The organism is Agreia sp. Leaf244 (assembly GCF_001422695.1).
Classification (GTDB): Bacteria; Actinomycetota; Actinomycetes; order Actinomycetales; family Microbacteriaceae; genus Agreia.
In genome coordinates this window covers 192,102-218,063 of sequence record NZ_LMLX01000003.1, presented here as the reverse complement: position 1 = coordinate 218,063, position 25,962 = coordinate 192,102, and the positions used below count along the sequence as shown (strand labels likewise).

At 68.8% G+C, this 25,962-nt stretch carries 25 protein-coding genes; 13 read left to right on the top strand and 12 right to left on the bottom strand.

From position 1 onward, the window contains the following. Window positions 1–7 precede the first annotated feature (7 nt). A complete protein-coding gene (locus ASF06_RS11030; RefSeq protein ID WP_055946883.1) occupies window positions 8–1,273 on the bottom strand; it encodes an amidohydrolase family protein in 1,266 nt (421 codons plus the stop codon). Window positions 1,274–1,478: 205 nt separating this feature from the next. Here ASF06_RS11030 and ASF06_RS11025 point away from each other — a divergent pair, with 205 nt between their 5' ends. Next, window positions 1,479–2,435, top strand: a complete 957-nt coding sequence (locus tag ASF06_RS11025) for a PDR/VanB family oxidoreductase (RefSeq protein WP_055946880.1) — start codon at window positions 1,479–1,481, stop codon at window positions 2,433–2,435. Here ASF06_RS11025 and ASF06_RS11020 read toward each other — a convergent pair. Beyond that, on the bottom strand, window positions 2,380–3,126 hold the full coding sequence (locus ASF06_RS11020; protein ID WP_055946877.1) for a FadR/GntR family transcriptional regulator: 747 nt from the start codon (window positions 3,124–3,126) through the stop codon (window positions 2,380–2,382). The genes ASF06_RS11025 and ASF06_RS11020 overlap by 56 nt on opposite strands. A 219-nt stretch (window positions 3,127–3,345) precedes the next feature. Here ASF06_RS11020 and ASF06_RS11015 point away from each other — a divergent pair, with 219 nt between their 5' ends. The 5 genes from ASF06_RS11015 (at window position 3,346) to ASF06_RS10995 (ending at window position 8,030) form a co-directional block, all read left to right on the top strand. Then, complete coding sequence (locus ASF06_RS11015; protein WP_055946875.1) at window positions 3,346–4,524, top strand: hypothetical protein; 1,179 nt, start codon at window positions 3,346–3,348, stop codon at window positions 4,522–4,524. 2 nt (window positions 4,525–4,526) lie between these two features. Then, the gene (locus ASF06_RS11010; protein WP_055946873.1) at window positions 4,527–5,936 is read left to right on the top strand and encodes an amidohydrolase family protein; all 1,410 of its coding nucleotides are present in this window, start codon (window positions 4,527–4,529) and stop codon (window positions 5,934–5,936) included. Next, complete coding sequence (locus ASF06_RS11005) at window positions 5,933–6,688, top strand: cysteine hydrolase family protein (protein ID WP_055946871.1); 756 nt, start codon at window positions 5,933–5,935, stop codon at window positions 6,686–6,688. Before ASF06_RS11010 ends, ASF06_RS11005 begins: the two co-directional genes overlap by 4 nt. Window positions 6,689–6,765: 77 nt before the next feature. After that, window positions 6,766–7,242: a cupin domain-containing protein gene (locus ASF06_RS11000; protein ID WP_055931395.1), complete on the top strand. Its 477-nt coding sequence runs from the start codon at window positions 6,766–6,768 to the stop codon at window positions 7,240–7,242. After that, the gene (locus ASF06_RS10995; protein WP_055946869.1) at window positions 7,242–8,030 is read left to right on the top strand and encodes a creatininase family protein; all 789 of its coding nucleotides are present in this window, start codon (window positions 7,242–7,244) and stop codon (window positions 8,028–8,030) included. The genes ASF06_RS11000 and ASF06_RS10995 overlap by 1 nt, the downstream gene beginning before the upstream one ends. Here ASF06_RS10995 and ASF06_RS10990 read toward each other — a convergent pair. Further along, the gene (locus ASF06_RS10990; protein WP_055946867.1) at window positions 7,999–9,315 is read right to left on the bottom strand and encodes an amidohydrolase family protein; all 1,317 of its coding nucleotides are present in this window, start codon (window positions 9,313–9,315) and stop codon (window positions 7,999–8,001) included. The two genes, ASF06_RS10995 and ASF06_RS10990, sit on opposite strands and share 32 nt — an antisense overlap. An 88-nt stretch (window positions 9,316–9,403) precedes the next feature. On the opposite strand from ASF06_RS10990, the gene ASF06_RS10985 reads away from it, so the two are divergent. Continuing rightward, window positions 9,404–10,561 carry an XdhC family protein gene (locus tag ASF06_RS10985; RefSeq protein ID WP_055946866.1) on the top strand — a complete coding sequence of 386 codons (1,158 nt, stop codon included), beginning with the start codon at window positions 9,404–9,406 and terminating at the stop codon, window positions 10,559–10,561. After that, window positions 10,558–11,922, top strand: a complete 1,365-nt coding sequence (locus ASF06_RS10980) for an 8-oxoguanine deaminase (RefSeq protein ID WP_055946864.1) — start codon at window positions 10,558–10,560, stop codon at window positions 11,920–11,922. Before ASF06_RS10985 ends, ASF06_RS10980 begins: the two co-directional genes overlap by 4 nt. A 40-nt stretch (window positions 11,923–11,962) precedes the next feature. Here the strand turns inward: ASF06_RS10980 and ASF06_RS10975 are convergent, their stop codons facing one another. Together ASF06_RS10975 and ASF06_RS10970 are read right to left on the bottom strand one after the other, a co-directional pair. Then, the gene (locus tag ASF06_RS10975) at window positions 11,963–12,667 is read right to left on the bottom strand and encodes an SDR family NAD(P)-dependent oxidoreductase (protein ID WP_082500877.1); all 705 of its coding nucleotides are present in this window, start codon (window positions 12,665–12,667) and stop codon (window positions 11,963–11,965) included. Beyond that, the gene (locus tag ASF06_RS10970) at window positions 12,654–14,369 is read right to left on the bottom strand and encodes an IlvD/Edd family dehydratase (RefSeq protein WP_055931409.1); all 1,716 of its coding nucleotides are present in this window, start codon (window positions 14,367–14,369) and stop codon (window positions 12,654–12,656) included. The genes ASF06_RS10975 and ASF06_RS10970 overlap by 14 nt, the downstream gene beginning before the upstream one ends. Window positions 14,370–14,454: 85 nt before the next feature. Between ASF06_RS10970 and ASF06_RS10965 the strand changes: the two genes are divergently transcribed. After that, a complete protein-coding gene (locus ASF06_RS10965; RefSeq protein ID WP_055946862.1) occupies window positions 14,455–15,471 on the top strand; it encodes a zinc-dependent alcohol dehydrogenase in 1,017 nt (338 codons plus the stop codon). 42 nt (window positions 15,472–15,513) lie between these two features. Here ASF06_RS10965 and ASF06_RS10960 read toward each other — a convergent pair whose 3' ends face one another. The 3 genes from ASF06_RS10960 to ASF06_RS10950 form a co-directional block, all read right to left on the bottom strand. After that, window positions 15,514–18,348, bottom strand: a complete 2,835-nt coding sequence (locus ASF06_RS10960; protein ID WP_055946860.1) for a molybdopterin-dependent oxidoreductase — start codon at window positions 18,346–18,348, stop codon at window positions 15,514–15,516. Beyond that, a complete protein-coding gene (locus tag ASF06_RS10955) occupies window positions 18,345–19,166 on the bottom strand; it encodes an FAD binding domain-containing protein (RefSeq protein ID WP_055946858.1) in 822 nt (273 codons plus the stop codon). Before ASF06_RS10955 ends, ASF06_RS10960 begins: the two co-directional genes overlap by 4 nt. Before the next feature lie 87 nt (window positions 19,167–19,253). Beyond that, window positions 19,254–20,711 carry a DUF222 domain-containing protein gene (locus tag ASF06_RS10950; protein WP_162237700.1) on the bottom strand — a complete coding sequence of 486 codons (1,458 nt, stop codon included), beginning with the start codon at window positions 20,709–20,711 and terminating at the stop codon, window positions 19,254–19,256. A gap of 172 nt (window positions 20,712–20,883) precedes the next feature. On the opposite strand from ASF06_RS10950, the gene ASF06_RS10945 reads away from it, so the two are divergent. Continuing rightward, entirely contained in the window at window positions 20,884–21,303 is a 420-nt protein-coding gene (locus ASF06_RS10945) for a hypothetical protein (protein ID WP_157439166.1), read from the top strand. Between the two features lie 39 nt (window positions 21,304–21,342). Here ASF06_RS10945 and ASF06_RS19855 read toward each other — a convergent pair whose 3' ends face one another. The 4 genes from ASF06_RS19855 to ASF06_RS10925 are packed head-to-tail and all read right to left on the bottom strand — an operon-like array spanning window position 21,343 to window position 24,151. Further along, window positions 21,343–21,867, bottom strand: coding sequence for a molybdenum cofactor biosynthesis protein MoaE (locus ASF06_RS19855; RefSeq protein ID WP_157439165.1), 525 nt, complete (start codon window positions 21,865–21,867; stop codon window positions 21,343–21,345). After that, window positions 21,857–22,372, bottom strand: coding sequence for a MogA/MoaB family molybdenum cofactor biosynthesis protein (locus ASF06_RS19850; RefSeq protein ID WP_055946851.1), 516 nt, complete (start codon window positions 22,370–22,372; stop codon window positions 21,857–21,859). The genes ASF06_RS19855 and ASF06_RS19850 overlap by 11 nt, the downstream gene beginning before the upstream one ends. Then, a complete protein-coding gene (gene moaC / locus ASF06_RS10930; RefSeq protein ID WP_055946850.1) occupies window positions 22,369–22,848 on the bottom strand; it encodes a cyclic pyranopterin monophosphate synthase MoaC in 480 nt (159 codons plus the stop codon). Before moaC ends, ASF06_RS19850 begins: the two co-directional genes overlap by 4 nt. Next, window positions 22,841–24,151: a molybdopterin molybdotransferase MoeA gene (locus ASF06_RS10925; protein ID WP_055946848.1), complete on the bottom strand. Its 1,311-nt coding sequence runs from the start codon at window positions 24,149–24,151 to the stop codon at window positions 22,841–22,843. Before ASF06_RS10925 ends, moaC begins: the two co-directional genes overlap by 8 nt. 157 nt (window positions 24,152–24,308) lie before the next feature. On the opposite strand from ASF06_RS10925, the gene ASF06_RS10920 reads away from it, so the two are divergent. The 3 genes from ASF06_RS10920 to modA are packed head-to-tail and all read left to right on the top strand — an operon-like array spanning window position 24,309 to window position 25,905. Continuing rightward, window positions 24,309–24,650, top strand: coding sequence for a hypothetical protein (locus ASF06_RS10920; RefSeq protein WP_055946846.1), 342 nt, complete (start codon window positions 24,309–24,311; stop codon window positions 24,648–24,650). A 41-nt stretch (window positions 24,651–24,691) separates the two neighbouring features. Then, on the top strand, window positions 24,692–25,096 hold the full coding sequence (locus ASF06_RS10915) for a TOBE domain-containing protein (RefSeq protein ID WP_055946845.1): 405 nt from the start codon (window positions 24,692–24,694) through the stop codon (window positions 25,094–25,096). Further along, window positions 25,093–25,905 (top strand): molybdate ABC transporter substrate-binding protein, encoded by an 813-nt coding sequence (gene modA / locus ASF06_RS10910; protein WP_055946843.1) that lies wholly within the window; start codon window positions 25,093–25,095, stop codon window positions 25,903–25,905. Before ASF06_RS10915 ends, modA begins: the two co-directional genes overlap by 4 nt. The last annotated feature ends 57 nt before the right edge of the window (window positions 25,906–25,962 follow it).

Genomic DNA, 25,962 nt, shown 5'->3' with positions numbered 1-25,962 from the left:
CGGCTCATCACCTCTTTTCGAGAAGGAGTTCGGTCGGCTCGGTGGTTCGAGCCGGGAGGGCTGTGTGGTGCGTGACCTCGCTGAAGGCGACGAGGCGCCCCGCGTGGATCACGTACCGGTCGGCGGGCGCGTTCGCGACCACATCCGCAAGATTGTCGCCGCGCACGGCGAGCAACTCTGCTTTCGCACCGACGGAGACGCCGGCGGGTTCGAGGTTCATCACCGAGCGGGCCCCGGTGCTGACGGCGGCGTACGCCTCGGTCAGGGTGAGGTGTCCGGCGGTGACGAGAAGTGAAGCGGTTTCGAGGGCGTCGCTGCGGCCGACGGGGTTGAACGGGTCGCGCACGTTGTCGGCGCCCGCACCCAGCCGCACCCCGGCATCCAGAAGCCTGCGCACGGCCGTAAGGCCGCGCGGGGTCGACACCGGATGCTGCCAGCCCTGCAGGTAGAGGTTGGTGATCGGCAGGGTCACGATTCCGATGTCGCTGGCCAGCACCTCGCCGATGACACGATCGAGTTCGTCGACTTCGAGGGTGCCCAGACGCACGCAGTGGCCGGCGGTCACGGGCATCGAGTCGGGCCAGTCGCGCACGGTGCGAGCGAGTTCGGCGAGCGTGTAGCCGCCGGTGAGGCTCTCGTCGGTGTGGATGTCGACGCCGACGCCGCGTGCGGCCGCGATGGCGAGCAGCCTCTGCAGGTCGGCGCTCTGGTCGTCGGCCAGATGCGGGGCGCCCCCGACGAGGTCGACGCCGAGATCGAGGGCGGCCTCGACGTCGGCCGTGGGAATCGTGGGCCCGGCGAGGGCGGCGAGCTCGATGTGCATCAGCTCGCTGAGTTCGTCGCGCACCTGAACAAGTGCCTGCACGCCGCGCAGAGGCTCGTCGCCCGACAGCACGTCGACGTGGCAGCGCACCGCGGTCGTTCCGTTCTGCAGCAGCATCAGGGCTGCCCGGCGGGCGCGGTCGGCGATCGACTCGACACTCATCGTGGCCGAGTAGGTCTTCCACGAGTCGATGGCCAGCCCGAGGTCGCCCATGGGCGGTTCGATCAGGTCCCACGACAGCGCCTTGTCGAGGTGGGCGTGCGGTTCGGCCGGTGCGGTGAGCAGCACGAAGCCCGTCAGATCGAGGGTCTCGCATGCGGCGACCGGCGTGGCACTGCCCGCCGGACGGATCGCCGTGACCGTATCCGCGGTGATCTCGACGTCGACGACGGAGCCGTCGTCGAGGGTCGCCGAGCGGAGTAAGGAGATGTCTCTCGGCAGTGCGCTCATTCTGTGCCTCCCGATGAACTTCTGGGGCCCGCGCCGGCCGGTGGTGACTTCACTCTAAGAGGTGGATATTTCGACGACGTAACACGAACATTTCCTCCGGTGACGAAGCGAGGAATGCTCGACGGCGAGGGTCTCGAGGGGCCGGCGCGCGAGGTACTGTCTGGAGAGAACGTCTGCCGATCCTCACCGAAAGTCCTCGCCTCACATGTCTGTGCACCTCACCGAGATCCCCGCCGTCGTCTCCCGCATCGTCGATGTGGCCGACGGGGTCAAGACGATCGAGTTCCGTGCGGCCGACGGTTCCGAGCTGCCCGTCTGGACGCCCGGCGCCCACCTCGACGTGGTCATCCGCGACGGCGTCGAGCGGCAGTATTCGCTGTGCGGCGATCCGGCGTACAGGCAGTCCTACCGCATCGGTGTGCTGCGCGAAGACGGCGGTCGGGGCGGCTCCCTGTCGATGCACACCGAGCTGGCGGTGGGCAGTCGCGTGCGACTGCGGGGCCCGTTGAACCACTTCGAGCTCGTGCCCGCCGAGAGCTACCTCTTCGTCGCGGGCGGCATCGGCATCACGCCCCTTCTCCCCATGATCCGCTCCGCCGAGATGGCCGGGGCGACCTGGACGCTCGCCTACGCCGGCCGCAGTCGGCGCACGATGGCGTTCCTCGACGAGCTCGAGAGGCAGTTCGGCGACCGGGTGCGTGCGTACACCGCCGACGTCGACGAGCGAATGGATGTCGCGGCTCTCGTCGCCGGGGCGGGTGACGGCACTCTCGTCTACTGCTGCGGGCCCGCCAGGCTGCTCGCCGCGGTCGAGGACGCATCCGCCTCGCTTCCGCACGGCAGCCTGCACCTCGAACGTTTCGAGGCGCGCGAGACCGGCGCGCCCATCCTCGACGATTCCTTCGAGGTCGAGCTGACCCTGTCGGGGGAGACGCTGACGGTGCCGCCCGACCGGTCGATCCTCGACGTCGTCGAGGAGGCCGGAGTACTGGTGCTCTCATCGTGCCGGGAGGGGACCTGCGGAACCTGCGAGACCCCGGTGGTGTCGGGCGAGGTCGATCACCGCGACTCCGTGCTCACCCCCGACGAGCAGGCCGACAACGAGGTCATGATGATCTGCGTGTCGCGGGCCGCCTGCCCGCGTCTGGTGCTCGAGCTCTGACGCCCTCAAGAGCTTCGGACTCGGCGTCGCTCGCGCGGTCCGCCACGAGCCGGCGCACATCGGCGAGGTGGTTCTCCATGGCGAGGCGCGCCGCCGCGGGCTCTCCGGCGACCACGGCATCGAGGATGTCCCGGTGTCCCTCGATCGAGCGCCGACGGGCATCCGGCGTGGCGTGAGAGTGGCGACGGGTCTCGAGGGTCCAGTCGTTGGTCACGCCCACCAGCGTGCTCAGCAGGGGATTGTGCGCGGCGTGCGCCAGCTCGAGATGGAACTCGACATCGAGCCGCAGCGACTCGTCGGCGCTCAGCGCGTCTGCGCTTCTACGAAGGGTCTCCTCCAGGCTCCGGATGTTCGTGGTCGCGCGCCGGGTCGCGGCAAGAGATGCGATGGTCGGCTCGACGATGTCGCGCAGCTCGGCCGCGTTGCGCTGCTCGACCTGCTGCTTCGACAGCTCGTCGAGAAGCGACAGCCGCTCGACGGTGGGCTCGGCGACGGTCGTGCCTCTTCCCTGGCGCCGGTCGATGAGGTTGCGTGACTCGAGGTCGTGCATGGCCTCGCGCAGGGAGGCTCGAGAGACGCCGAGCGTCTTGGCGAGCACCCGTTCGGGCGGAATGCGGTCGCCGGGCTGCAGCTCGCCGTCGACGATGAGCCGCTCGATGTGCGAGGCGATACCCGTGATGAGAGCGGCCATGCAGGTGTTTCCTCCCTCTGATGACCTCATGTTAGGGGGTAGAGCGGCTGGGCTCGGCAACGCGGTTCGACCCATATTTCGGGAGTATTTCGGGCTCGTTATTTTTGTCGTCATCGACGAATGTCGGGTATTTCCATGGCCTACCGTGGCGAGAGTCAGATGGTCAGACCAATCCTGATTCCCCCACACACGCACACGACCCGCACCGGGAGCACACTCATGACGTCACGCCACTCGAGGGCCTTTCTGGTCTTCGGCCTCATCGGAACCGCGGCCATCGGACTCACCGCCTGCAGTGGCGGTTCGACCCCCGAGGCGACTAGCTCCAGCAGCATGGAGATCGGATCGGTCGACCTGAAGGCGGCCGGATGTCCCGCCACGATCTCGATCCAGACCGACTGGAACCCGGAGGCGGAGCACGGAAGCCTCTACGAGATGCTCGACCCGTCGACGGTCACCGTCGACACCGACGCCAAGACGGTATCGGGACCGCTGATGGCCGGTGGCGAGTACACCGGCGTCGACCTGGAGGTTCGCGCCGGAGGCCCGGCCATCGGATTCCAGAGCGTGCCCGCGCAGATGTACACCGACGACACGATCACGCTCGGCTACGTCTACAGCGACGAGGCCGTGCAGAACTCGGTCGCCCAGCCGACCGTCGGAGTGTTCGCGCCCCTTGACAAGACGCCCACGATGATCATGTGGGACCCGGCCACCTACCCCGATGTCGAGACCATCGAAGACCTCGGCAAGACCGACGCGTTCGTGCGCTACTTCGGCGGATCGGCCTACATGGAGTACCTGATCGGCAGCGGACTCCTGAAGCAGGAGCAGACCGACGGCGGCTACGACGGCACCCCGGCGAACTTCGTCGCCGCGGGCGGCAAGGACGCTCAGCAGGGCTACGCCAGCGCCGAGCCCTACATCTACGAGAACGAGGTCGCGGCCTGGATGAAGCCGGTCAAGTACCAGCTCATCAACGACGCCGGCTGGGAGATCTATCCGGTCGTCGTGTCGGCCCGCACCGAGGACATGGAAGACCTGAAGCCCTGCCTCGCCGCGCTGGTTCCCGTGATGCAGCAGGCCGACGTCGACTACTACGGCGACCCGTCCACGGCGAACGGGCTCATCCTCGACCTCGTCGAGCAGTACGACACCGGCTGGGTCTACTCGCAGGGCGTCGCCGACTACTCGGTGGAGACCCAGAAGGAGCTCGGGCTGGTGGGCAACGGATCGGACGAGGTCGTCGGAAACTTCGACATGGACCGCCTGCAGAAGTTCGTCGACCTCGCGACTCCCATCTACGAGGGGATCGGCAGCGCACCGACCGAGGGCCTGACCGCCGACGACATCGCGACGAACGAGTTCATCGACGACTCCATCGGCTTCACGAAGTAATCATGACGACACCACGCAGCATCCTGATCACGGGCGCCACCCTGCTGCCCGTGGCGGAGGGCGCCCCGGAGGCCATCTTCGACGGCTGGATGCTCGTGGAGGACGGCATCATCGCGTCGCTCGGGGAGGGCGAACCTCCCCGGGTCGACGCGCATGTCGAGGTCGTCGATGTGGCCGGCGCGTTCGTGGCGCCGGGATTCGTCTCGGCCCACAGCCACCTCTTCACCAGCGGCTCACGTGGACTCGGTGTGAACGAGACGCTCTACGGCTGGTGCACCGCGATGTTCGCCGTGACCGGCGCGGCGACGCCCGAGCAGATCTACTGGTGCACGCTGCACGGCGCCTTCGACATGCTCAACAACGGCGTGACGACGGCGTTCGACTTCACCGACGGGAGGCTCCCCTGGGAGCCGCTCGTCGACGGCCGGCGTGTCGACGGCGGGCCGCAGGAGCTGCGTGCTCTCGAGTACCTCACTCGGCAGGCCGACGCGAAGCTCGACAGCGGAATCCGCTTCGTGAACTCCGTGATGATCGACGACACCGTCGGCACCCGAGAGGATGTTCTCGCCCGGCTCGGCGATATCGTCGCGTACTGCGAATCGCTCGACCGCGACTTCATGCTGCGCGCCGCCATCTCGGGAGCAGGCCAGTGGTCCCCGAATCCCGACTGCGCCGACATCGAGGTCGAGGCGATGCGTCGCTTCGGGCTCATCAATCAGGCTCATCTGCTCGAGACGCGCGAGGCGGTCGAGCTGCAGCGCGAGAAGTTCGACCGCTACGAGGCGGCCGGCGCCCTTGGGCCCGATTTCATCTTCGGACACTTCATCCAGACCACGCCCGACATCCTGCGTCGCACCGCCGAGGGCGGGGCGAGCATGTCGTGGCAGCCGAACGCCAACGGCCGACTCGCCTCGGGCGTCGCGGCCATTCCCGAGATCCGGGCCCTCGGCATCCGGGTCGGCATGGGCCTCGACGACCAGGCCTGCACCGACATCTCCGACCCGTGGCAGAACATGCGCATGGGCATGTACGCCGTGCGCGCCACGACCGGCGACCCCGATTCGCTCTCGACAGCCGACATGCTGCGGATGCACACGCTCGGCTCGGCGGAGATCCTCGGTATCGACGACAGGGTCGGCTCACTCGAGCCCGGCAAATTCGCCGACTTCGTGATCGTCGATCCCCGGTCGCCCGACATCGGGCCCCTGTGGGAGCCGATGTCGAGCTACGTGCTGGCGTGCGGCCTGCGCAACCTCAAGAAGGTCTACGTCGGGGGAGTGCTGCGCTCGGTGAGCGGAGACGCGATCGACCCCCTGGCCTCCGAGGCGAGCAGACAGATCCACCGCATCCTCCCCGAGATCACCACGGGCGCGCCCCTGGCTGCAGCGGCACTCGCCGGAGCCCGCTCGTGAGCACTCCGTTCTCGCCGCACAGCTGGCCCGTCGTCGACGGCCGCGTCGACCTCACTCGCACCGGCCGCGCCCCGCAGCCCGTCGACCTCGAGGCCCTGCCGCAGCCGCTCACCATCGACCTCGACCGCACCGCGATCATCGTGGTCGACATGCAGAACGACTTCTGCGCATCCGGCGGCTGGCTCGACGGCATCGGCGTCGACATCTCGCCGGCGCGTGCGGCCATCGAGCCGCTGAACGACATCCTTCCGGCGCTTCGCGGCGCCGGCGTGCCCGTGATCTGGCTCAACTGGGGCAACCGCCCCGACCGGCTCAACCTGCCGGCGAACGTGCTGCACGTCTACGACGCAGACGGCTCGGGCGGCGGTATCGGAGATCCGACGGAGAACGGCGACGCCGTGCTCACGAAGGGAAGCTGGGGAGCGGCCATCGTCGACGGTCTCGAGGTGGCGCCCACCGACATCCATGTCGACAAGTTCAGCATGAGCGGCTTCTGGGACACCCCGCTCGACAGCATCCTCCGCTCCCTCGGCGTCGACTCGCTGCTCTTCGCCGGTGTCAACGCAGACCAGTGCGTGCTCGCCACCCTCACCGACGCCGCGTGCATCGGCTACGACTGCGTGATGATCGAGCAGGCCAGCGCCACCACGTCGCCCGACTTCTGCCTGGCCGCCACGGTCTACAACGTGCGCCAGTGCTTCGGCTTCACCACCACACCGGATGCGCTCGTGAACGCGCTTCCGCGACCCTGACCACGAAACACCTTCCGACACCCCGAACAAATACACCCCGACCAAGCACACACCCCGAACAAGCACAGGAGAGCCCCATGGCCGCCGCACCCATCCTCAAGCACCTCAGCGATCTGAAGGCCCACCGCATCACGCCTGGCGACACCGTGCGCCTCGTGCCGCTCGCCGGCCCCGACGACGACTCTCCCGCGAGCGTCTTCTTCGAGATCTGGGACCCGTCGGGCGTGCAGCCGGACAACTCCCACCCCGACTCCGTCGAGATCTTCGTGTTCCTCGAGGGAGAGGGCGAGGCCTTCAGTGACGAGCACTCGGTGAAGGTCGCCGCGGGCGACGTACTCATCCTGCCCAGCGGCTCGGTGCACCACATCAAGAACACCTCCGAGACGGAGCGCCTCTACGCAGTCACGATCATGGCGAACGACCTGGGATCGCAGGAGCTCGGCGCGACGACCGGGTTCGAACACCTCGTGAAGAGCGGCGGAGAAGTCGAGTTCGAGGACTCCGACAAGGCCGTGCTCTTCGCGAGCCTCCGCGCGCTCGCCGGCCCCGCCTGATGCCGCATACGCCCCTGCTCGCCCGCCTGTCGACCACGCGGGTCGCGGCGATCGATATGACCAACGCTGTCGTCATCCAGCCGATCGGCGCCTTCGAGCAGCACGGTCCGCACCTGCCGCTCGACACGGATGCGCTGGTGGCCGAGACGGTCGCGGCGCGCGCGGTCGCCGGCCTGCCCGACGACGCCAACGTGTGGATCCTGCCGACGCTGCGCTACGGCAAGTCGAACGAGCACGCGGGTCGCGTGGGCACCATGACCCTCAGCGCCTCGACCCTCATCTCGCTGCTGCTCGACGTCGGCGAATCGGTCGCCGCCTCGGGCTTCCGCAAGCTGGTGTTCGTGAACGCGCACGGCGGGCAGCCGCAGCTGCTCGAGATGGTGTCCCGCGACATCCGGGCGGCCACCGGCCTGCAGGTCTTTCCCGTGAGCGCCATGCATCTCGGCGAGCCCGAGGGCATGAGCTGGGACGACGCGGGCTTCAGCATCCACGGCGGGCAGTCGGAGACGTCGGTGGTGATGGCGATCGACGAGGGCCTCGTCGACCTCGACGTGGCGGCCGCCGACGGCGTGGCGCTGGGGAGCCTGTTCGCGGGCTTCACCCACCTGACTCTCGAGGGGGCCGTTCCCACGGCGTGGCTCACGAACGACGTGTCGACGAACGGCGTTATCGGCGACCCGCGACGCGCGAGCCCTGAGCTCGGTGCGCGCGTGCTCGACCACTGGAGCGGCGCCCTCTCGGAGGCGCTGCTCGAGATCAAGCGGTTCGAGTGGCCAGAACTGCGCTGAGCCGCGAGGCCAGCTCGCGCTGGTCGTGGTCGACGAGCTCGTAGTCGCGCACGACAACGCGGCCTGCCACGACGACGTGCTTCGGCCGACGGCCGGGATTCGCCCAGAGCAGGCCGGCGACGGGATCGGCGACCCCCGCGTCGGCGACCCCCGACACGTCCCAGACGCACAGGTCTGCGGCGGCGCCGTGGCGCAGGTGGCCCAGTTCGTCTCGGCCCAGGCCCCGCGCGGAGCCCTCGGTTGCCATGCCGAGCACCTCGCGCGCGGCCAGCGCCGGGCCGACAAGCGGCGCGACCTGCATGGCCAGGCGCGCGTCGGCGAGCAGGTGTCCGGCGTCGTTGCTGCCGCCCCCGCTCGTGCCCAGGCCCACCGGGATGCCCGCGGCGCGCAGGGCGGCGACGGGCGCGATTCCCCAGCCCATCGGCAGATCGCAGCCGGGCGCGTGCGTCGCTGTTACACCGGTGGATGCGAGTCGCGCGATTTCCTCGGGCGTGACGGCGCAGAGATGGGCGATCGTGACGTCTGGCGCGAGCCAGCCCCACTCGTCGAGCAGCTCGATCGGTCGGCGGCCGTACTTCTCGAGGGCGATCGCCACGTCGACCTGCTCGTTGACCTGAGTTCTGCGGCGCAGCCCGTGCCGCTCGGCGACCTCGCCGAGAAGGCGGAACGTCTGCTCGCTGTCGCTGTGCACCCCGGCCGGCCCGACGGCGAGCTGCAGCATCCCGTCGTTCGAGACGCCGCCCTCGCCGTTGGCCACCAGGTCGGCGACGATGCGTTCAGCCGAGAGGGCGGCCTGCTCAGGGTCGTCGCGGGCGGAGCCGCGCACGAAGACCAGGCGCCCGCCCAGCTCGGCGGCCGCCGACGCGGTGGCGCGCGCGATACCCATGTCGTCGCACCCCTCCGGCCACGTGAGGTGGTGGTCGGCCACGGTGGTGACGCCTGAGAGGAGCCCCTCGGCGACACCCACGAGCCCCGCCGTGCGCGCGAGTTCGGGGTCGATGCCGACCGCGCCATAGGCTGCCGCCATCGTCTTCAGCCACTCGCTCATCACGACACCGCGCGTGCCCGGAAGTGTTCTGAACGCGCTCTGCAGCAGGTGGTGATGCGCGTTGACGAGACCCGGCGTCACGACGCAACCGGATGCATCCAGCACCTCCGTCTCGTCGCTCTCGCTCGTCGCCGCGATCGCGTCGGAGACCACGAACCCGTCGACCAAGGCCAGATCTGCGGCGCTCTCGCGGGTCTCGTCGATGAGGGTGGTCACGGCATTGCAGATGAGAAGCATTGACCAGTTCTAGCACCTCCGTGTGTCAGGATTGTTGCAGTCGCAACGAGGCCTCTCCACCGCCCTCCTCGCCGAAAGAGACGCTCCCATGCTCGACATCGCAGACGACCTGCTCGAGGCCCTCGGCGAGGGCCGCCGTCTCGCCGTCGCGACCGTCACGACCGTGGATGGCTCGGCCCCACGGGCCCTCGGCACCTCGATGGCCGTCGACGACCGGGGGCGCGTGCTCGGCAGCATCTCGGGCGGCTGCGTGGAGGGCGCCGTCTACCAGGTGGCGGAAGGCGTACTCGAGACGGGCGAGCCCGTTCTCGCCGAGTTCGGCTTCACCGACGGAGACGCCTTCGCCGCCGGCCTCAGCTGCGGCGGCCGCATCGAGGTGTTCGTGCACGAGATCGCGATGTCGGGCGCTCGCGGGCGGCTCGACGACCGCGTCGCGCACGAGCTCGAGGCCACCCGCGACGGGCGCCCCGCAGGTATCGCCGTGGTGGTCGCCGGACGAGCGGCGGGAACCGTCATCGCCGCGACGGCGGCGGCGACCGAGGTCGAACGCGACGGGCTCGATCTCGCCACCGCGCAGCGCATCCTGCACGAACTCACGGCGCGGGTGTCGTCGGGCCTCTCGGGCACCGCCGACATCGAATGCGACGGCGAGCCGCTGCGGGTGCTGTTCGTCGTGGCGGCGACGGCCCCCCGCATGATCATCTTCGGCGCCGTCGACTTCTCGGCCGCGCTCGCCGACGCCAGCAGCCTGCTCGGCTACCACGTGACGGTGTGCGACGCGCGGCCGCTGTTCGCCACGCCGCAGCGCTTTCCGTCGGCCGACGAGGTCGTCGTCGCGTGGCCTTCGGAGTATCTCCGCAGCACCCCGGTCGACTCGCGAACCGTGATCTGTGTGCTCACCCACGACGAGAAGTTCGACATCCCCCTGCTGTCTCTCGCTCTTCGACTGCCCGTGGCCTTTGTGGGGGCGATGGCGTCGCGCACGACGCACGAACGTCGCGTCAGGGCTCTCGAAGACGAGGGCCTGAGCGCGGCCGAGCTCGGGCGCCTGCACTCGCCGATCGGTCTCGACCTGGGCGGCAGCACACCGCAGGAGACCGCGGTGTCGATCCTCGCCGAGGTGATCGCGAGTCGAACCGGCTCGGCCGGGGTGTCGCTGCGCACGCAGACCGGGCCCATCCATCGCTCGGAAGTGGCTCGCGCCGAGTCGGCTTCAACGGTCTCGACCGGGGCGGCCCGGCCGTGACCGGCGCGCGCACCGTGATCGAGGGCGCCTACATCGCCACGGTCGACGCCGCCGACACCGAGCACGTCTCCGGTCACGTGGTAATCGACGGCAGCGACATCGTCGCGGTCGGCCCCGGTGCGGCGCCGCAGTGGGCGACCGAGGGGCCGGTGACGCGCATCGACGCGCGAGGGCACCTGCTCACCCCGGGTCTGATCAACACGCACCAGCACCTCTACCAGTGGCTCACCCGAGGCATCGCCCAGGACTCGATCCTCTTCGACTGGCTGACCGCGCTCTACCCGATGTGGTCGAAGATCGACGCCGAGGTCGTGGCGGCCGGAGCTCTCGGCGGCATGGCGGTGGCCGCGCGATCGGGGTGCACCACCCTCGCCGATCACCACTACGTCTTCCCGCAGAACTCCGGCGACATCCTGGGCGCGATCGTAGACGCTGCCGGCAAGCTCGGAATCCGCCTGCATGCGACCCGGGGGTCGATGGATCTCGGACGAAGCCAGGGAGGGCTGCCGCCCGACTTCGCCGTCGAGACGACGTCGGCGATCCTCGATGCCAGCGTCGACGCGGTATCCCGGTTCCACGATCCCTCCCGAGGCGCCATGACGCAGATCGCGCTCGCGCCCTGCTCGCCGTTCTCGGTGACCTCGGATCTGCTGAGGGAGTCGGCCGTGCTCGCCCGCTCGCTCGGCGTTCGACTGCACACCCACGGGTCGGAGACGGTCGAGGAGGACGCCTTCTGCGCCGAGAAGTTCGGCCGCACACCCACCGAGTACCTCGACGACCTCGGCTGGCTCGGCGACGACGTGTGGATGGCGCACTGCGTGCACCTCGACGGCTCGGCGATCGCGCGGTTCGCGGCGACGGGAACGGGCGTCGCGCACTGCCCCTCGTCGAACGCGCGCCTCGCCGCCGGAATCGCGCCGGTGCCGCAGCTGCTCGCCGCCGGTGTGCCTGTCGGTCTCGGCGTCGACGGCTCGGCATCGAACGAATCCGGACAGCTCGGCACCGAGATCCGCATGGCGGTGCTCATGAACAGGCTCCGCGCGGGCGCCGATGGGATGTCGGGTCGTGCGGGGCTGCGCCTCGCCACCATGGGCGGCGCCCGGGTGCTCGGCCGAGAACGGGACATCGGTTCGATCGAGGTGGGCAAGCTCGCCGACCTGGCTCTGTGGAAGGTCGACGGAATCGAGCACGCCGGCATCGCCGACCCCGTGGCCGCCCTCACCCTCGGCGCTCAGCCGCCGCTGGCGCTGCTGCTCGTGAACGGCTCGGCCGTCGTGCGCGGGGGAGAACTGACCCGCCTGCGCGAGGCCGACGTCGCGCGCGACGTGGCCACGGCATCCGCTCGCCTTCAGTCGCGCTGACCGGCGACCGTCGCCCGGTCGGGGTCGACCCGGTCCGGGGTCAGTACGTGGCGCGGCCTCCGCTGATGTCGTAGACGGCGCCGGTGGAGAAGCTGACCTTGTCGGAGACGAGCCACGCCACGAGTTCGGCGAGCTCCGACGGCCTGCCGAGGCGCTTCATGGGGATGAGGTTCGTCATGTACTCGAGCACCTCGGGAGTGTTGTGCTGATTCATCGGCGTCTCGAACACGGCGGGAGCCACGGCGTTGACCAGCACGCCCGAGGTCGCCAGCTCCTTGCCGAGCGACTTCGTGAGGCCGATGACCGCGGCCTTCGACGCGGAATACACGCCCAGGTTCGGGTTGCCGTCCTTGCCCGCCATGCTCGCGAAGTTCACGATGCGACCCCAGCCGCGCTCGCTCATCCCGGGCACAAATGCTCGACAGGCGTTGAACGTGCCGGTCACATTCACCGCGAAGACGGCGTTCCATTCGTCGTCGGAGACCTCCCAGAGCGGCTTGTTCGGTCCCACGATTCCCGCACAGTTCACGAGGATGTCGATGGGCCCGACGTCGCCGACCACGCGCGCGACCGCAGCCGGGTCGGACACGTCGAGCACGACATCCGCGCCCGGGGCGAGGTCTGCCGTGATCACCTCGATGCCGTCGTCGGCGAGGCGATGGGCGGATGCCGCGCCGAGTCCGCTCGCTCCACCGGTCACGAAAGCACGGCGGCGGGGCTGTGCGGCCTGGTCAGTGCGATTCACGAGACACCTTCGATCCGGATGAGCCCTGCAGGAAGTCGAGGTCGGCACCCGTGTCGGCCTGGGTGACGTGCTCGACGTAGAGCCGCTCCCAGCCACGCTGCGGGTTCGCGAACCCGGCGACGGTGGCGGCGTTGGGCCGGCGCGCGTCGAGCTGCTCCTGGGTCACGTCGAGGGTCAGCCGCCTGGCGGGCACGTCGAGAACGATCCAGTCGCCGGTCTCCACGATGCCGAGGGGGCCGCCGGCCGCGGCCTCCGGCGTCACGTGCAGCACCACGGTTCCGTAGGCCGTGCCGCTCATGCGGCCGTCGCAGATTCGCACCATGTCGCGCACGCCCTGCTCGAGCAGTTTCTTGGGAAGGGGCATGTTGGCCACCTCGGGCATTCCCGGGTAGCCCCTCGGCCCGCAGCCGCGCAGAACGAGCACGCTGTCGGCGTCGACCTCGAGGAGGGGGTCGTCGATGCGCGCGTGCATGTCCTCGATGGTGTCGAAGACCACCGCCCGACCGCGGTGCACCAGCAGGTGCGGGGATGCGGCGGCCGGTTTGATGATGGCGCCACCGGGCGCGAGATTGCCGCGGAGGACGGCGATGCCGGCATCCGGAATCAGCGGGGTGTCGCGGGGCGTGATCACCTCGGGGTCCCAGATACGCGCCTCGTCGAGGTGGTCGACCAGGGGGAGGCCCGTGACCGTGAGCGCTGTCGGATCGAGCAGGTCGCGCACCTCGCGCAGCACAGCCTGGAAGCCTCCGGCGCGGAAGAAGTCGTCCATCAGGAATCGACCGGCGGGCTGCAGATTCACGAGCAGCGGAACATCGGCGCCGATGCGGTCGAAGTCGTCGAGGGTGAGGTCGATCCCCAGTCGCCCGGCGATCGCGAGCAGGTGCACCACCGCGTTGGTCGACCCGCCGATTGCCGCAAGAGCCACGATCGCGTTGTGGAACGAGGCACGCGTGAGAAACGTGCTCGGGCGTCGGTCGGCCTCGATCAACTCCACGATGAGCCTGCCGCTCGCGTGCGAGTTCTCCAGCAGTCGGCTGTCTGCGGCGGGGGTGCCGGCGACGCCGGGAAGCACCGTGCCCAGGGCCTCCGCGACGAGCGCCATCGTCGAGGCGGTGCCCATCGTGTTGCAGTGCCCCCGACTGCGGATCATCGACGACTCGGACTTCAGGAACTCCTTCTCTGAGAGCGTTCCCGCGCGCACCTCCTCGCTGAGTCGCCAGACGTCGGTTCCGCAGCCCAGCGCCACGCCTTGGAAGGTGCCGGTGAGCATGGGCCCGCCGGGCACCACGAGGGCCGGGATATCGACCGATGCAGCAGCCATCAGTAGCGAGGGGATCGTCTTGTCGCAGCCACCGAGCAGCACCACGCCGTCGATCGGGTTGGCGCGGAGCATCTCCTCTGTGGCCATGGCGGCCATGTTGCGCCACAGCATCGCGGTGGGTCGCACCTGGGTTTCGCCGAGGGAGACCACGGGCAGGTTGAGCGGAATGCCACCGGCCTCGTAGATGCCCTGCTTGACGCTCTCGGCCACCTCGTCGAGGTGGGAGTTGCACGGGGTGAGGTCGGACGCGCTGTTGGCGATCGCGATGTGCGGTCGGCCGTCGAACGCGTTCTCGGGCAGTCCCCTCCGCATCCACGCCCTATGGATATAGGAGTTGCGGTCGGTTCCCTCGTACCATTCGGAGCTTCGTCGCTCTGACATTCGATTGCTTCCGCTCGAGTCTGTGCCTGCCTACACTGGCCTACACGATGCACACTACAGTCAACGTCGACGCGGGCGCCACGCCGTGAGGGCGTTCGTCGTCACGGCCCCCGGCGAGTCGGCTGTGGTCGAGGTCGACGCGCCCGTAGCCGCGGCCGGCCAGGCCGTGATCGACGTGGAGCGCGTCGGAGTCTGCGGCACCGACGTCGAATTCTTCACCGGCGAGATGGAGTATCTGCACTCCGGCCACGCCGCCTTTCCGTTACGCCTGGGCCACGAGTGGGCGGGCACGGTCGCGTCGGTGGGGGCCGGGGTGGATGCCGATGTCTGGCTCGGTCGACGCGTCACGGGAGACACGATGCTCGGCTGCGGCGCCTGCCGGCGGTGCGATCGCGGCGACCAGCACGTGTGCGCGAACCGCTTCGAAGTGGGTATCCGCGGAGGCTTCGCCGGTGCGCTCGCGGAGCAGCTCGTGGTGCCTGTCTCGTCTCTTCATCGGCTGCCGGATTCGGTCGACGCGACGCTCGGGGCGCTCGTGGAGCCCGGGGGCAACGCGCTGCGAGCGGTGCGCGCCGCGGCCCTGTCGCCCGGAGACCGCCTGCTCGTTCTGGGGCCGGGAACCATCGGACTTCTCGTCGCCCTGATCGCCCGTGCCCAGGGTGCCGAGGTTCATCTGCTCGGTCGCGAGCCCCGCTCACTCGACGGTGCGCGTTCGCTCGGCTTCACGGGCGTCTGGACCGATGGGACCCTGCCCGATCTGCCGTTCGATGCCGTGATCGACGCCTCGAATGCGCCGACACTCCCCGCTCGGGCGTTGGAGCTCGTCGAGCCGGCGAAGCGGGTGGTGTACATCGGACTGGCTGGAGTACCCAGTCTCATCGACACGCGAACGCTCGCGTTGAAAGATGTGACGGCCGTCGGCATCCTGAGCGCATCGCCCGGGCTGGCGGGAACGATCGAGCTGTACGCATCCGGTGCCGTCGACCCGAGCCCGCTCGTGGCGGCCACGGTCGGACTCGGCGAGGTGGGCGCGGTGCTGGCCGGACACCGCCCGAACGGAGCCGGCGACGGCCCGAAGCTGCACGTCGACCCGCGCCGCTGAGCGCAGGCACCGCTGAGTGCAGGCACCCCTAGTGCACAGCCGCTAGTTCTGTAGCAGGCGCCAGATGCGGTCGCGCGACATGGGCAGCTCCGTGGGTCGGCGACCGATGGCATCGGTGACGGCGTTCGCGAGGGCCGGAGCCACGGGGTTGTAGGGCGCCTCGCTCATCGACTTGGCGCCGAACGGGCCGAGCGGGTCGCGGGTGTCGGCGAAGTAGACCTCGGTGACAGGCAGGTCGGAGAGCTGGGGGATGTGGTAGTTGCGCAGCACCGTCGTGAGCACTGTTCCCTCGCCGTCGTTGATGATCTCCTCGTAGAGCGCGGACCCGATGGCCTGCGCCACGCCGCCCTCGATCTGGCCTCGCAGCTGGGCTGGGTTCAGCACGAATCCGGCATCGGCAGTCTGGATCGACTGCAGGATCAGCACCTCGCCGGTGAGCGTGTTCACGGCGACGCGGAACGCGTGCACGTTGAACGCGATCGAGCGTCGCGCCCCGTCTTCGTTGGCCGTGGCAGTGAGTCCGTCGGGTGCGACGAGCTCGGAGATCGAGAGCCGGAGATCGCCTGACGAGAGCGCGCCGTCGTCGAGGGTCCAGTCGTCGGGTGCGGTCTCGGTGCGGTCGGCCGCGAGCTGCTGCAGCTGCCGTGCGAGAGCCTGAGCGGCGGCGAGCACCGCCTTGCCCGCGACGACCGTTCCCGCAGACCCGAACGCGCCGGTGTCGTAACGGGCGGCGTCGGTGTCGCTCTGCTTCACCCGGATGCGCGAGGGCGTCGTCGACAGTGCCGTGGCGGCGAGCTGGGTGTGCACCGTGGTCGTGCCGTTTCCGAACTCCGCCGTGCCGACGCCGATCGTGAAGCCACCGTCGGCATCCGCGGTGACGGTGACCTCGGAGAAGTGACCGCGCGGCGGCATCGTGGCGATCATCGACGAGGCCATTCCCTGACCAACCCGCCATTCGGCACCGGTCGGTGCAACCGCGGAGTTGCCTCGGGCGAGCGCCTGCTCGGCCAGGTCGAGGCACTGGTCGAGCCCGTAGCCGCCCAGGATCAGGTCGTCGCCTTCGACGTGCGTGACGATCAGGGGGTCGGTGGCTGTGACGGAGTTGAGCCTGCGCAGCTCGAACGGGTCGATGCCCGTCACCCGGGCGAGCTCGTCGAGCGCGGACTCGATCGCGAAGATCACCTGCCCCAGCCCATAGCCGCGGAAGGCGCCCGACGGAACGTTGTTCGTGTAGACGCACCGAGCATCCACCCGCTTGTTCGGGGCGTTGTACAGGCTGATCGACTCGGAGCACGAGTGGTACATGGTGCCCGGGCCATGGTTTCCGTAGGCGCCGGTGTCGGAGAGCAGCTCGACTTTCATCGCGGTGAGCAGGCCGGCAGCGTCGGCGCCGAGCGTGACCTGCACCTCCATCGGATGCCGGGTGGGCGAGAGGGTGAACTCGTCTTCGCGGGTGAACTCGTACTGCACGGGGCGCCTCGTCGCGAGAACGGCGAGGCTCACGATGTCTTCCGTGAGGATCTCCTGCTTGCCGCCGAAGCCGCCCCCGACACGCGCCGTGAAGACGCGGACGGTCGACGGGTCGCGGTCGAAGAGCCTGCAGATCTCGGTCTGCACAAGGAACGGCACCTGCGAGCTCGTGCGCAGCACCAGCCTGTCGGCCTCGTCGACCCATCCGATCGTGGCGTGGGTCTCGAGGTGCGTGTGCGCCACGCGCTGGGTCTGCCAGGTGCCGCTCACGGTGTGTGTGGCGTCCGCGAGTCCCTGCGACACGTCTCCGTATTCGCCGTGCAGTTCGGCCACCAGATTGTGCTGGGGGTCGACGATGCGCGACGTCGTTCCGTTCTTGTCGCCGTGGATGCTCGGCGCCCCGTCGAGCGTCGACAGGTGCGGGTCGAAGACGGCCGGCAGTATCTCGTAGTCGACCTCGATGAGACGCGCCGCGGCTTCGGCGATGCCGACGGATTCGGCCACGACGGCGGCGATGCGCTGGCCTCGGTAGCGCACGACGTGATCGAGGATGAGCGTGTCGTCGGGGTCGTCGAGCCGGGACTCATGACGTGCGGTCGAGAACAGGGTCTGGGGGGAGTGCTCGTGCGTCAGCACGGCGTGCACTCCGGGCAGGGCGGATGCGCGCGTCGTGTCGATCGCCGTGATGCGCGCGTGCGCATGCGGCGACTTCAGAACGACGAGGTGCAGCAGCCCGGGGATCGCGACGTCGAGGGTGAAGGGCTCCTGACCGCTGACCACCCGTTCGCCGGCGGGCGCGCCGACCGACGTTCCGATGGGCGCGTCGGTCGCCAGCGCGTCGATGGATGGCGCCTCGATCAACGGCGTGTCGGCTCCGGTTGCCCGCGGCCGGGTCTTGATCACGGGAGTCGTGCGCGACTCGGGAAGCAGAGTGCCCGCCGCGCGCGCGTCCGGCTCGAGTTCGACGCCGCACGAGTCGGTGTGCACGTGGTCGATGGCCTCGTCGATGGCGCGGTAGCCGGTGCAGCGGCAGAGGTTGCCCTTGAGCAGGCGGGGCAGGTCGGCCATGTCGTTGTCGTCGAAGGTCGACGCGGTGACGACCATGCCGGCGGTGCAGAACCCGCACTGGAACGCGGCATGGTCGACGAACTTCTGCTGCACGGGCGAGAGCTCGCCGGGCAGGCCGAGTCCGGCGGCCGTGGTCACGTCTTTGCCCTCGACCCGGAACGCCGGATAGACGCAGGAGTGAACGGGCGTGCCGTCGACGAGCACCGAGCAGGCGCCGCAGTCACCGGTGTCGCAGCCCTTCTTGACCTCGAAGTGCTGCTGGTCGCGAATGAAGGTGCGCAGACTCTGGCCGGCGCGGGGTTCGGCGTCGAACACTTCTCCGTTGATGCTGAACGTCATCGCTTGGCTCCCTCTGAGAGTTCGAGCCGGATCTGCTCGGCCAGCACACCGCTGACCGCGAGTCGCCAGTCGGCCGCGCCGTGCGCATCCGTGAACCAGCTGTCTATGCTCTCGATCGCAGCGTGCAGTTCGGATGCCGTGGGCAGTTCGGCGAAGCGCAGCTGCTCCGGACGCACGGTGGCCGCCGAGACCGTGAGCACGAAACCGCCGTCGACGGGGTCGAGGCGACCGATGACGACCGCGCCGCTGCGGCCGAGCGCCGAGAGTGCGATCTTGCGATACGCCGTGACGGAGGCGAGCGATCGGGCGGGAACGTGCAGCGATCGCAGCACGTCGCCGGGCTCGAGCGCGGTCGTGGTGTTGCCTGTGACGAGTTCGCTCACCGGAACGCGCTGGTCGCTGCCGTCGGCCTTCCAGATGAGCGCCTGCGCGTCGAGCGCGCTGAACAGCGAGGTCATGGGACCGGCCGGCAGGGCCGTGCAGATATTGCCGCCGATGGTAGCGACGTTCCAGACCTTGAACGAGCCGAACAGGGCCGTGCAGCACTGGCGGAACAACGGATGCGCCTGCCACCCGTGGTCGTCGGGCAGCGTGGAGAGCTGGGTCAGTGTGGCGGTCGCAGCGACCTCGAGCCCCTCGTCTGTGACCACGAACGGTTGCCACCCGAACGTCTGCAGGTCGACGAGGGTGTGAATGCTCGGGTTGGGCTCGGCGAACAGCACGCTTCCCCCGGCGAGCGGGACGGCGCCGCCGCCGAGGCTGCTGAGGTCGGCGCGTGTTCGAGCGGGAATGACCCGGGTCACGGTGTTGAGGTCCATGTACGTCTCCTCGTACCGAAGGGTTGCTGTGGTGCTGTCCTCCAGTACACCTCACACATGTGTCGAGCGTGTAAACCGCGCCGGAGCTCATGCCCGCCTGCGTTTCGTGGCAGGGGCTGTGCCCGCGATGAGAGCAGGGCCTGTGCCCGCGATGAGAGAGGGGTTGTGCCGCGCTGCGCCGGAGAAGCGCAACAGCCGAGGCCGTTGTCGAGGATCGATTGATCGAGGAGGAGTGAGCCAGTACCTGTTCTCGTATCTTTCTTCGGCGGAGGACGCGTCTCGGTGGATCCTCCACCCGTTCGAGTGCAGAAGCAGATGGTGGTGTTTGCAGAGCAGAACGCCGTCGCGGATGTCGGTTCTGCCTCCCGTAAGCCAGTGCTCGATGTGGTGGATCTCGCAGAACAATGGCGGCTTCTCGCAGCCGGGCCACACGCATCCGCCCTGGACCGCGTTCAGCGCGATGCGTTGCGCAGGCTGAAAGAGTCGATGTTCGCGACCGAGATCGAGGGGCGAGCCGTCGACGGAGATGACGACGGGCTGGTAGCCCGTCTCGCAGACCAGCCGATCGACCGTGTTCATGGTGACGGCAATGCCGGTGCCCTCGATGAACGCGACGCCATCGCCATCGGGCCTGGTCAATTCGGAGGCGGTGACGACGATCTGAACTGCGGGGCGCTTCTTCGCGAGAACAGCGCTGTGCTCGACGGCTGCTCCGGCCCTGACGAGCGCGACAAGCACGCCGGCGGTGAGCTGCTCGGTTGTGCGCGGGTCGTCTTGCACCAGTTGCGACTGGGCCATGGCTTTCTTGTCGGCGAGACGCGGACCACCGATCCGTGGCCCGAGGAGGACGTCGAGGGCGCTCTTGAGGAACGTTCCGTCTTCTGGGGCGAAGACGGCGCTGAGGTGCACCATGCCCTCGCGGTCGCGCCAGACCTTCGCCTGTTGCCGTGTGTACTGCTCGTTCTCCCTCTCGGCCACTCCTGCGCGGTCGAGAAGGGCACGGGCCGCACGGGAATCTCGGTAGACGGTTTCGGGCAGATCTTCGGGATGAAGAAACGACAGAACCTGTTCCGCAGCGGCCGCCAGCCCTGCGGCCGCCAGCTCTGCGGCCGCCAGCTCTGCGGTCGGCTCTCCCAGGCCCGAGTGGAGCGCTTCGAATCGATCAGGCGTTATCTCGCCGGCGATCATTCGAGCACTGATTGCGGCATGCCACGGCGGCGCGACCGGCGAGTTATCAGACGCGTCGGAAGCCTCGTTCGGTCGTGAAAGGGGAACCGCCTGCATGATCGATCTGCCGAGCCCATCGAGCTTCTTCGCCTCTGACCTCGAGCATCCGGTGAGGAGAGCGATCATGTTCTGCGGATTGACGTGCCCCTCGGCCTTCGCCATGCCTGCGGGCCCGAGTTCGCGACGTGAACGCTGATGGATCTCCGCTGCTCCCAACGCAAGAACCCGATCGGTTGCATTCTTCACCTGCGAGGTGAGACGCATGAGAGTCTTCAGCTCGTCGCCGGACGCGCCCGAGAGATTCACGGAAGCGCACATGGTCGAAAGCTGAGCCTCAATGGCTCGCAAGTTATCGAATACGGCTTCCATAGAGATAGATTACCACCCGACTATAAATAGAACAAGTGTTCGATGAGTCGGATTGCGTGACGTAGCTCGTTTGGTTGGCCGACCCTGTGATCGCACCTTGGCGGCTCGATACCATGAGCGGATGATTGCTCTCCCCGCATCAGCACGAGCGTTCAGAGTGTTCCAGGCCATGTGGGTGATCGGGTTCCTCGTTGGAACGACCACTCACACGGCGGACCTGATCATCGGCGGAGTGAACGCCTACAGCGGCTTCCCTCTCGGCGTCCGGCTGTTCTGGGTGGCGCTCACGATCCTGGATCCGGCCACCGCTGTGCTGATCATCTGTCGACGACGCTCCGGCGTCGTGCTCGGAAGCGCCGTGATCATCGCCGACATCGCCGTGAACTGGACCGTCTTCGCTGTCGTCGGCGGACTCTCGTACTTCGGCGTCATCAGTCAAAGCCTGTTCGCGTTACTCATTGTCGTCACGGCTCGAACCCTGTGGAAATGGTTCGGGCAATCTTCTTCACGACGAGGCGCCGACATGAACAAGGTGGCCTGACCGCCCGTGATTGGCGCGTGCCACGTCGACAACCCTGAGTCAGCCGAGCGCGGCCACCCACTCCGTCGTGCCGTCGGTGAACCCCTGTTCCTTCCAGATCGGGACGCGCGCCTTGATCTCGTCGACCAACTCGGCACATGCGGCGAAAGCCGTGCCCCGGTGCGCCGAGGCGACGGCGCACGCGAGAGCGACGTCGGTGATCGCGAGGTCACCCACCCGATGGGCCGCGGCGATCGTCGTTCCCGGATGCGCGAGGGCGACCTCGGCGACGACCTCGCGCAGAACGGCGTCGGCAGTCGGATGCGCGGAGTACCGCAGCCAGGTGACGCCCTTGCCCTCGTCGTGGTCGCGCACCACGCCGGCGAACGTCACGACGGCACCCGCGTGATCGTTCTCGACCGCGGCCACGCACTCGTCGACCGACACGACCTCATCGGTGACGCGGGCGAACGCGACGACCGCCGGCGCGGACTCGCCGAAGTCGGCAGCCGCAGCTGCAGCAGCCACAGACGAAGCAGCCCCCACAGACGCAGACGCAGCAGCCCCCAAAGACTCAGCGCTCATGATCTCCTCCGTGCAGCTGATCGATCACATGGTCGAGCAGGTCATCCAGAACGGCCAGTCCGTCTTTCACCCCGCCGGTCGACCCCGGCAGGTTGACGACGAACGTCGTCCCCCCGGCGATGCCCGCGTGCCCTCTCGACAAGGCTGCGAGGGGCGTCGACGCGGCACCTCGCAGGCGGATCGCCTCCATGACCCCCGGCAGCTCGCGATCGAGCAGCGGGAGTGTGGCCTCGGGCGTGCGGTCGCTCGGGTTCACGCCCGTTCCGCCCGTCGTCACGACGAGATCGACACCTGACGCGACGGCATCATGGAGCGAGGCCGCGACCTCGTCGCCATCCGGAACCACCTGCACCGTAGGCTCTGCCCACCCGCGACTGCGCAGCCACTCGGCGATCACCGGGCCGGTGCGGTCGTCGTAGACGCCCGTCGCGGCTCGTGTCGATGCCACGATGACACAGGCGGTGCGCTTGCGATCGCTGCCGGACCCGCCGGCGTCGACCGTCATTCCGCGACCCAGTCGCCCGACTTGCCGCCGGACTTCGCCGTGACGTGGATATCGGTGATCACCACGTGCTTGTCGACCGCCTTGATCATGTCGTACAGGGTCAGGGCGGCCACGGAGGCCGCGGTGAGCGCCTCCATCTCGACCCCCGTCACGCCGCGCGTCTTCACGGTGGCCGTGATCACGACCCGGTCGTCGCCTGGTGCGAAGTCGATCGTGGCGCCCGACAGGGGCAGCGGATGGCACAGCGGGATGAGCGACGACGTCTGCTTGGCCGCCATGATCCCCGCGACCCGCGACACCGCAAGCGCCTCGCCCTTCGGCAGCTCGCCCGCGAGCAGGAGCTCGAGCACATCGGGGCGGGTGATGACCGTGGCGACGGCGCTCGCGCGCCTCGACGTCTCGGCCTTGTCTGTCACGTCGACCATCAGCACAGCGCCGTCGGCGCGCACGTGGGTGAGGGCGGGTTCGTCAGTCATCGATTCTCCAGACGTCGACCGGGTCGCCGACATCGGCATGGCCGAGTCCGACCGGCAGGTGAACAAGCGCGGTCGAGGCCGCGTAGGAATGAAGGAGGTGCGAGCTCGGGCCGCCCACGAGTCGCACGCGCCCGTCGGGGTCGATGGATGCGCGGCGCACCTGATGCTTGCCGGCGGGCGACTCGACGGCCTCGGCCAACGGCAGCCGCAGGGTCTCGCGTTCGGTTCGGGCGAAGCCGGCGAGGCGGCGCAGGAGGGGGCGCACGAAGATCTCGAACGACACGAGGGCGCTCACCGGGTTGCCGGGGAACGTGACCACGGGGATGCCGTCTGCATGGCCGGCCGCCTCGACGAGACCCAGGCCCTGCGGTCCGCCGGGTTGCATGGCGACGTGCGAGAACTCGACGCCGAGCGGGCCCAGGGCGTCGCGCACGACCTCTCGGGCGCCGGCGCTGACGCCCCCGACGGTGATCACGAGGTCGGCCGTGGGGGCGCCCTTCTCGATGATTCGCAGCAGGTCTGCCGCGTCGTCGGAGCGGCACGGCCAGGCGACCACGGTGCAGCCGCACTCGATGAGCGCCTGGCTCAACACGGCGCTGTTCGAGTCGTAGATCTGGCCGGGCTGAAGCGGGGTTCCGGGCTCGCGGATCTCGTGACCGGTGGCGACGAGCAGCACCCGGATGCGCCGGAGCACGTCGATCTTCGTGAGCCCGGTGGCCGCGATCACGCCGAGCTGCGCCGGCCCGAGAACGGAACCCGCCGTCAGCAGCAACTCGCCCCGGGCGACGTCGCTTCCGCGGCGTCGCACGAACTCGTCGGAGTCGGGGACGGCGGCGAAGTCGACCGTCGATGCGGCGCTCCCGTCGGCATCGAGCGTCGGGCGGAAGTGGTCGGGAATCGCGCGCTCGATGGGAACGACGGCGTCGGCGCCGGTCGGCAGGGGCGCGCCCGTCATGATCGGGGCCGCGGTGCCCGGCTCCAACTCCGAGATGGTGTCTCCCGCGTTGATCTGGGGGTCGACGCGCAGCCGCACCGTCGCATCCGGTGTCGCACCCGCCAACTCGGCCGCGCGCACGGCGTAGCCGTCCATCTGCGAGTTGTCGAAGGGCGGCAGGTCGGTGGGGGAGGCGATGTCTTCGGCCAGCACGCGATGGCGGTAGGCGTCGGGGGCCCCGGCGATGCGTGCGGCCGAGATCGAGATCGACTCTGTGGCGCGCCCCTGCGAGAGGGGCGCGAGCAGCGCCTCTACCGCGGCGCGGTGCTGATCGAGCGAGAGCGAGGCCATGGTCTCATTCTTGCTCATCGGTTCTTCCACGAGCGCGGATGGCTGACCGAAAAGTTCGAGAAAGGCCCCGAACGCGGGGGTGACCGGACCGCTGCGCAGCGCCTATGGTCGACAGCACAGCGTCGCCCGGTCCACGCGACTCGCTCACCGGTACGCAGCCAACGAGGAGTATCGAATGTCGCCCACAGTGCCCGTGACCGCTCGCCCCCTGCCCGCTCCGTTGCGCGTCGTGACCATCGTGTTCACGGTGCTCGCCTCGATCGGGCTCGTCGTGGCGGTGGCCCTTGTCGTCGCCACGCTCGTGGCGCTGGGTGACGCGAGCGAGGACGCGGCGTGGTACCTCGGGTTCTCGGTGATCGCATCCGTTCTGAATGTGGTCGCGGCTGTGGTCGCGCTCGTGCTCGGTATCGTCGGCCTGCGCCGAGTCAGGAACCGGGTCTCGCTCGCTGCGGTCCTGGTCGGGGCAGCGGTCCTTCTGGTGCTGGTGGCGCAGCTGATCATCGCGGCTACGGCATAACGGTCGAGAATCACCGCAAATGAGGAGCTAAGCTCTCATTTGTGACGCAGATACGGATAAAAGACGCCGCGCTCTTTCTCGGAGTCAGTGACGACACCGTTCGGCGCTGGATCGACAACGGCGCGCTCGACGCATCCGTCGACGAGGCAGGGCGCAAGGTGGTCGACGGTGTCGACCTGGCGCGCCTGGCGCAGGAGCACGCGGCCAACCCCGCCGATCCTTCTGACATGAACAGCTCGGCCCGTAATCGCTTCGTCGGCCTCGTCACTCGGGTCACCAGCGACGTCGTGATGAGTCAGGTCGAGCTGCAATGCGGGCCCCATCGTGTCGTCTCGCTCATGAGCACGGAGGCGGTGCGCGATCTCGATCTCAAGCCCGGATCCGTCGCCGTGGCCGTGATCAAGTCGACCAACGTCATCGTCGAAGCATCTCGGAGCGTCTCATGATCAGACGACCCTTTCTCGCCGCGCTCGCTCTCGCCGGGGCCGCGACGCTGCTGGCCGGGTGCGCGTCCCCTTCGACAGGCTCAGGGAACGGGACGGCAGGCACAGGGAACGGATCCAGCGCAACTCCCGTCGTCGAACAGACCCTCACCGTCTTCGCCGCAGCCTCGCTGAAAGACACGTTCACCGAGCTGGCCACCGAGTTCGAAGAGTCGCACCCCGGAGTAACCGTCTCACTGAACTTCGCGGGCTCCGCCGACCTGGTGTCGCAGGTCACCGAGGGCGCGCCGGCCGACGTCGTGGCGTTCGCCGACGAGAAGAACATGGAGAAGCTCACCGACTCGGACCTCATCGACGGCACGCCAGAACTCTTCGCAAGCAACACCCTCGAGATCGCGGTTCCACCGGGCAACCCCCAAGGCATCACGTCGTTCCAGGACCTGGCCAAGCCCGATGCGAAGGTCGTCATCTGCGCCGCGCAGGTTCCCTGCGGCTCCGCCACGGTGAAGATCGAAGAGGCCACCGGCATCACGCTCACCCCCGTGAGCGAGGAGTCCGCCGTGACCGACGTGCTCGGCAAGGTCTCGTCGGGCGAGGCGGACGCCGGGCTCGTCTACGTGACAGACGTCGAGGCCGCGGGCGACACGGTCGAGGGCGTCACCTTCCCCGAGTCCACCGGCGCAGTGAACACGTACCCCATCGGTGTCGTCGCCGCGTCGACACTGCCCGACCTCGCATCCGAATTCTCGGCGCTCGTCACCGGCGCAGACGGCCAGAAGATCCTCGCTGCAGCGGGCTTCGCGAAGCCCTAGTGCCTGACACCGTCCGACGGCCGGAATCCCGGCAGCGCGCATCCCGGCAACGCGCAT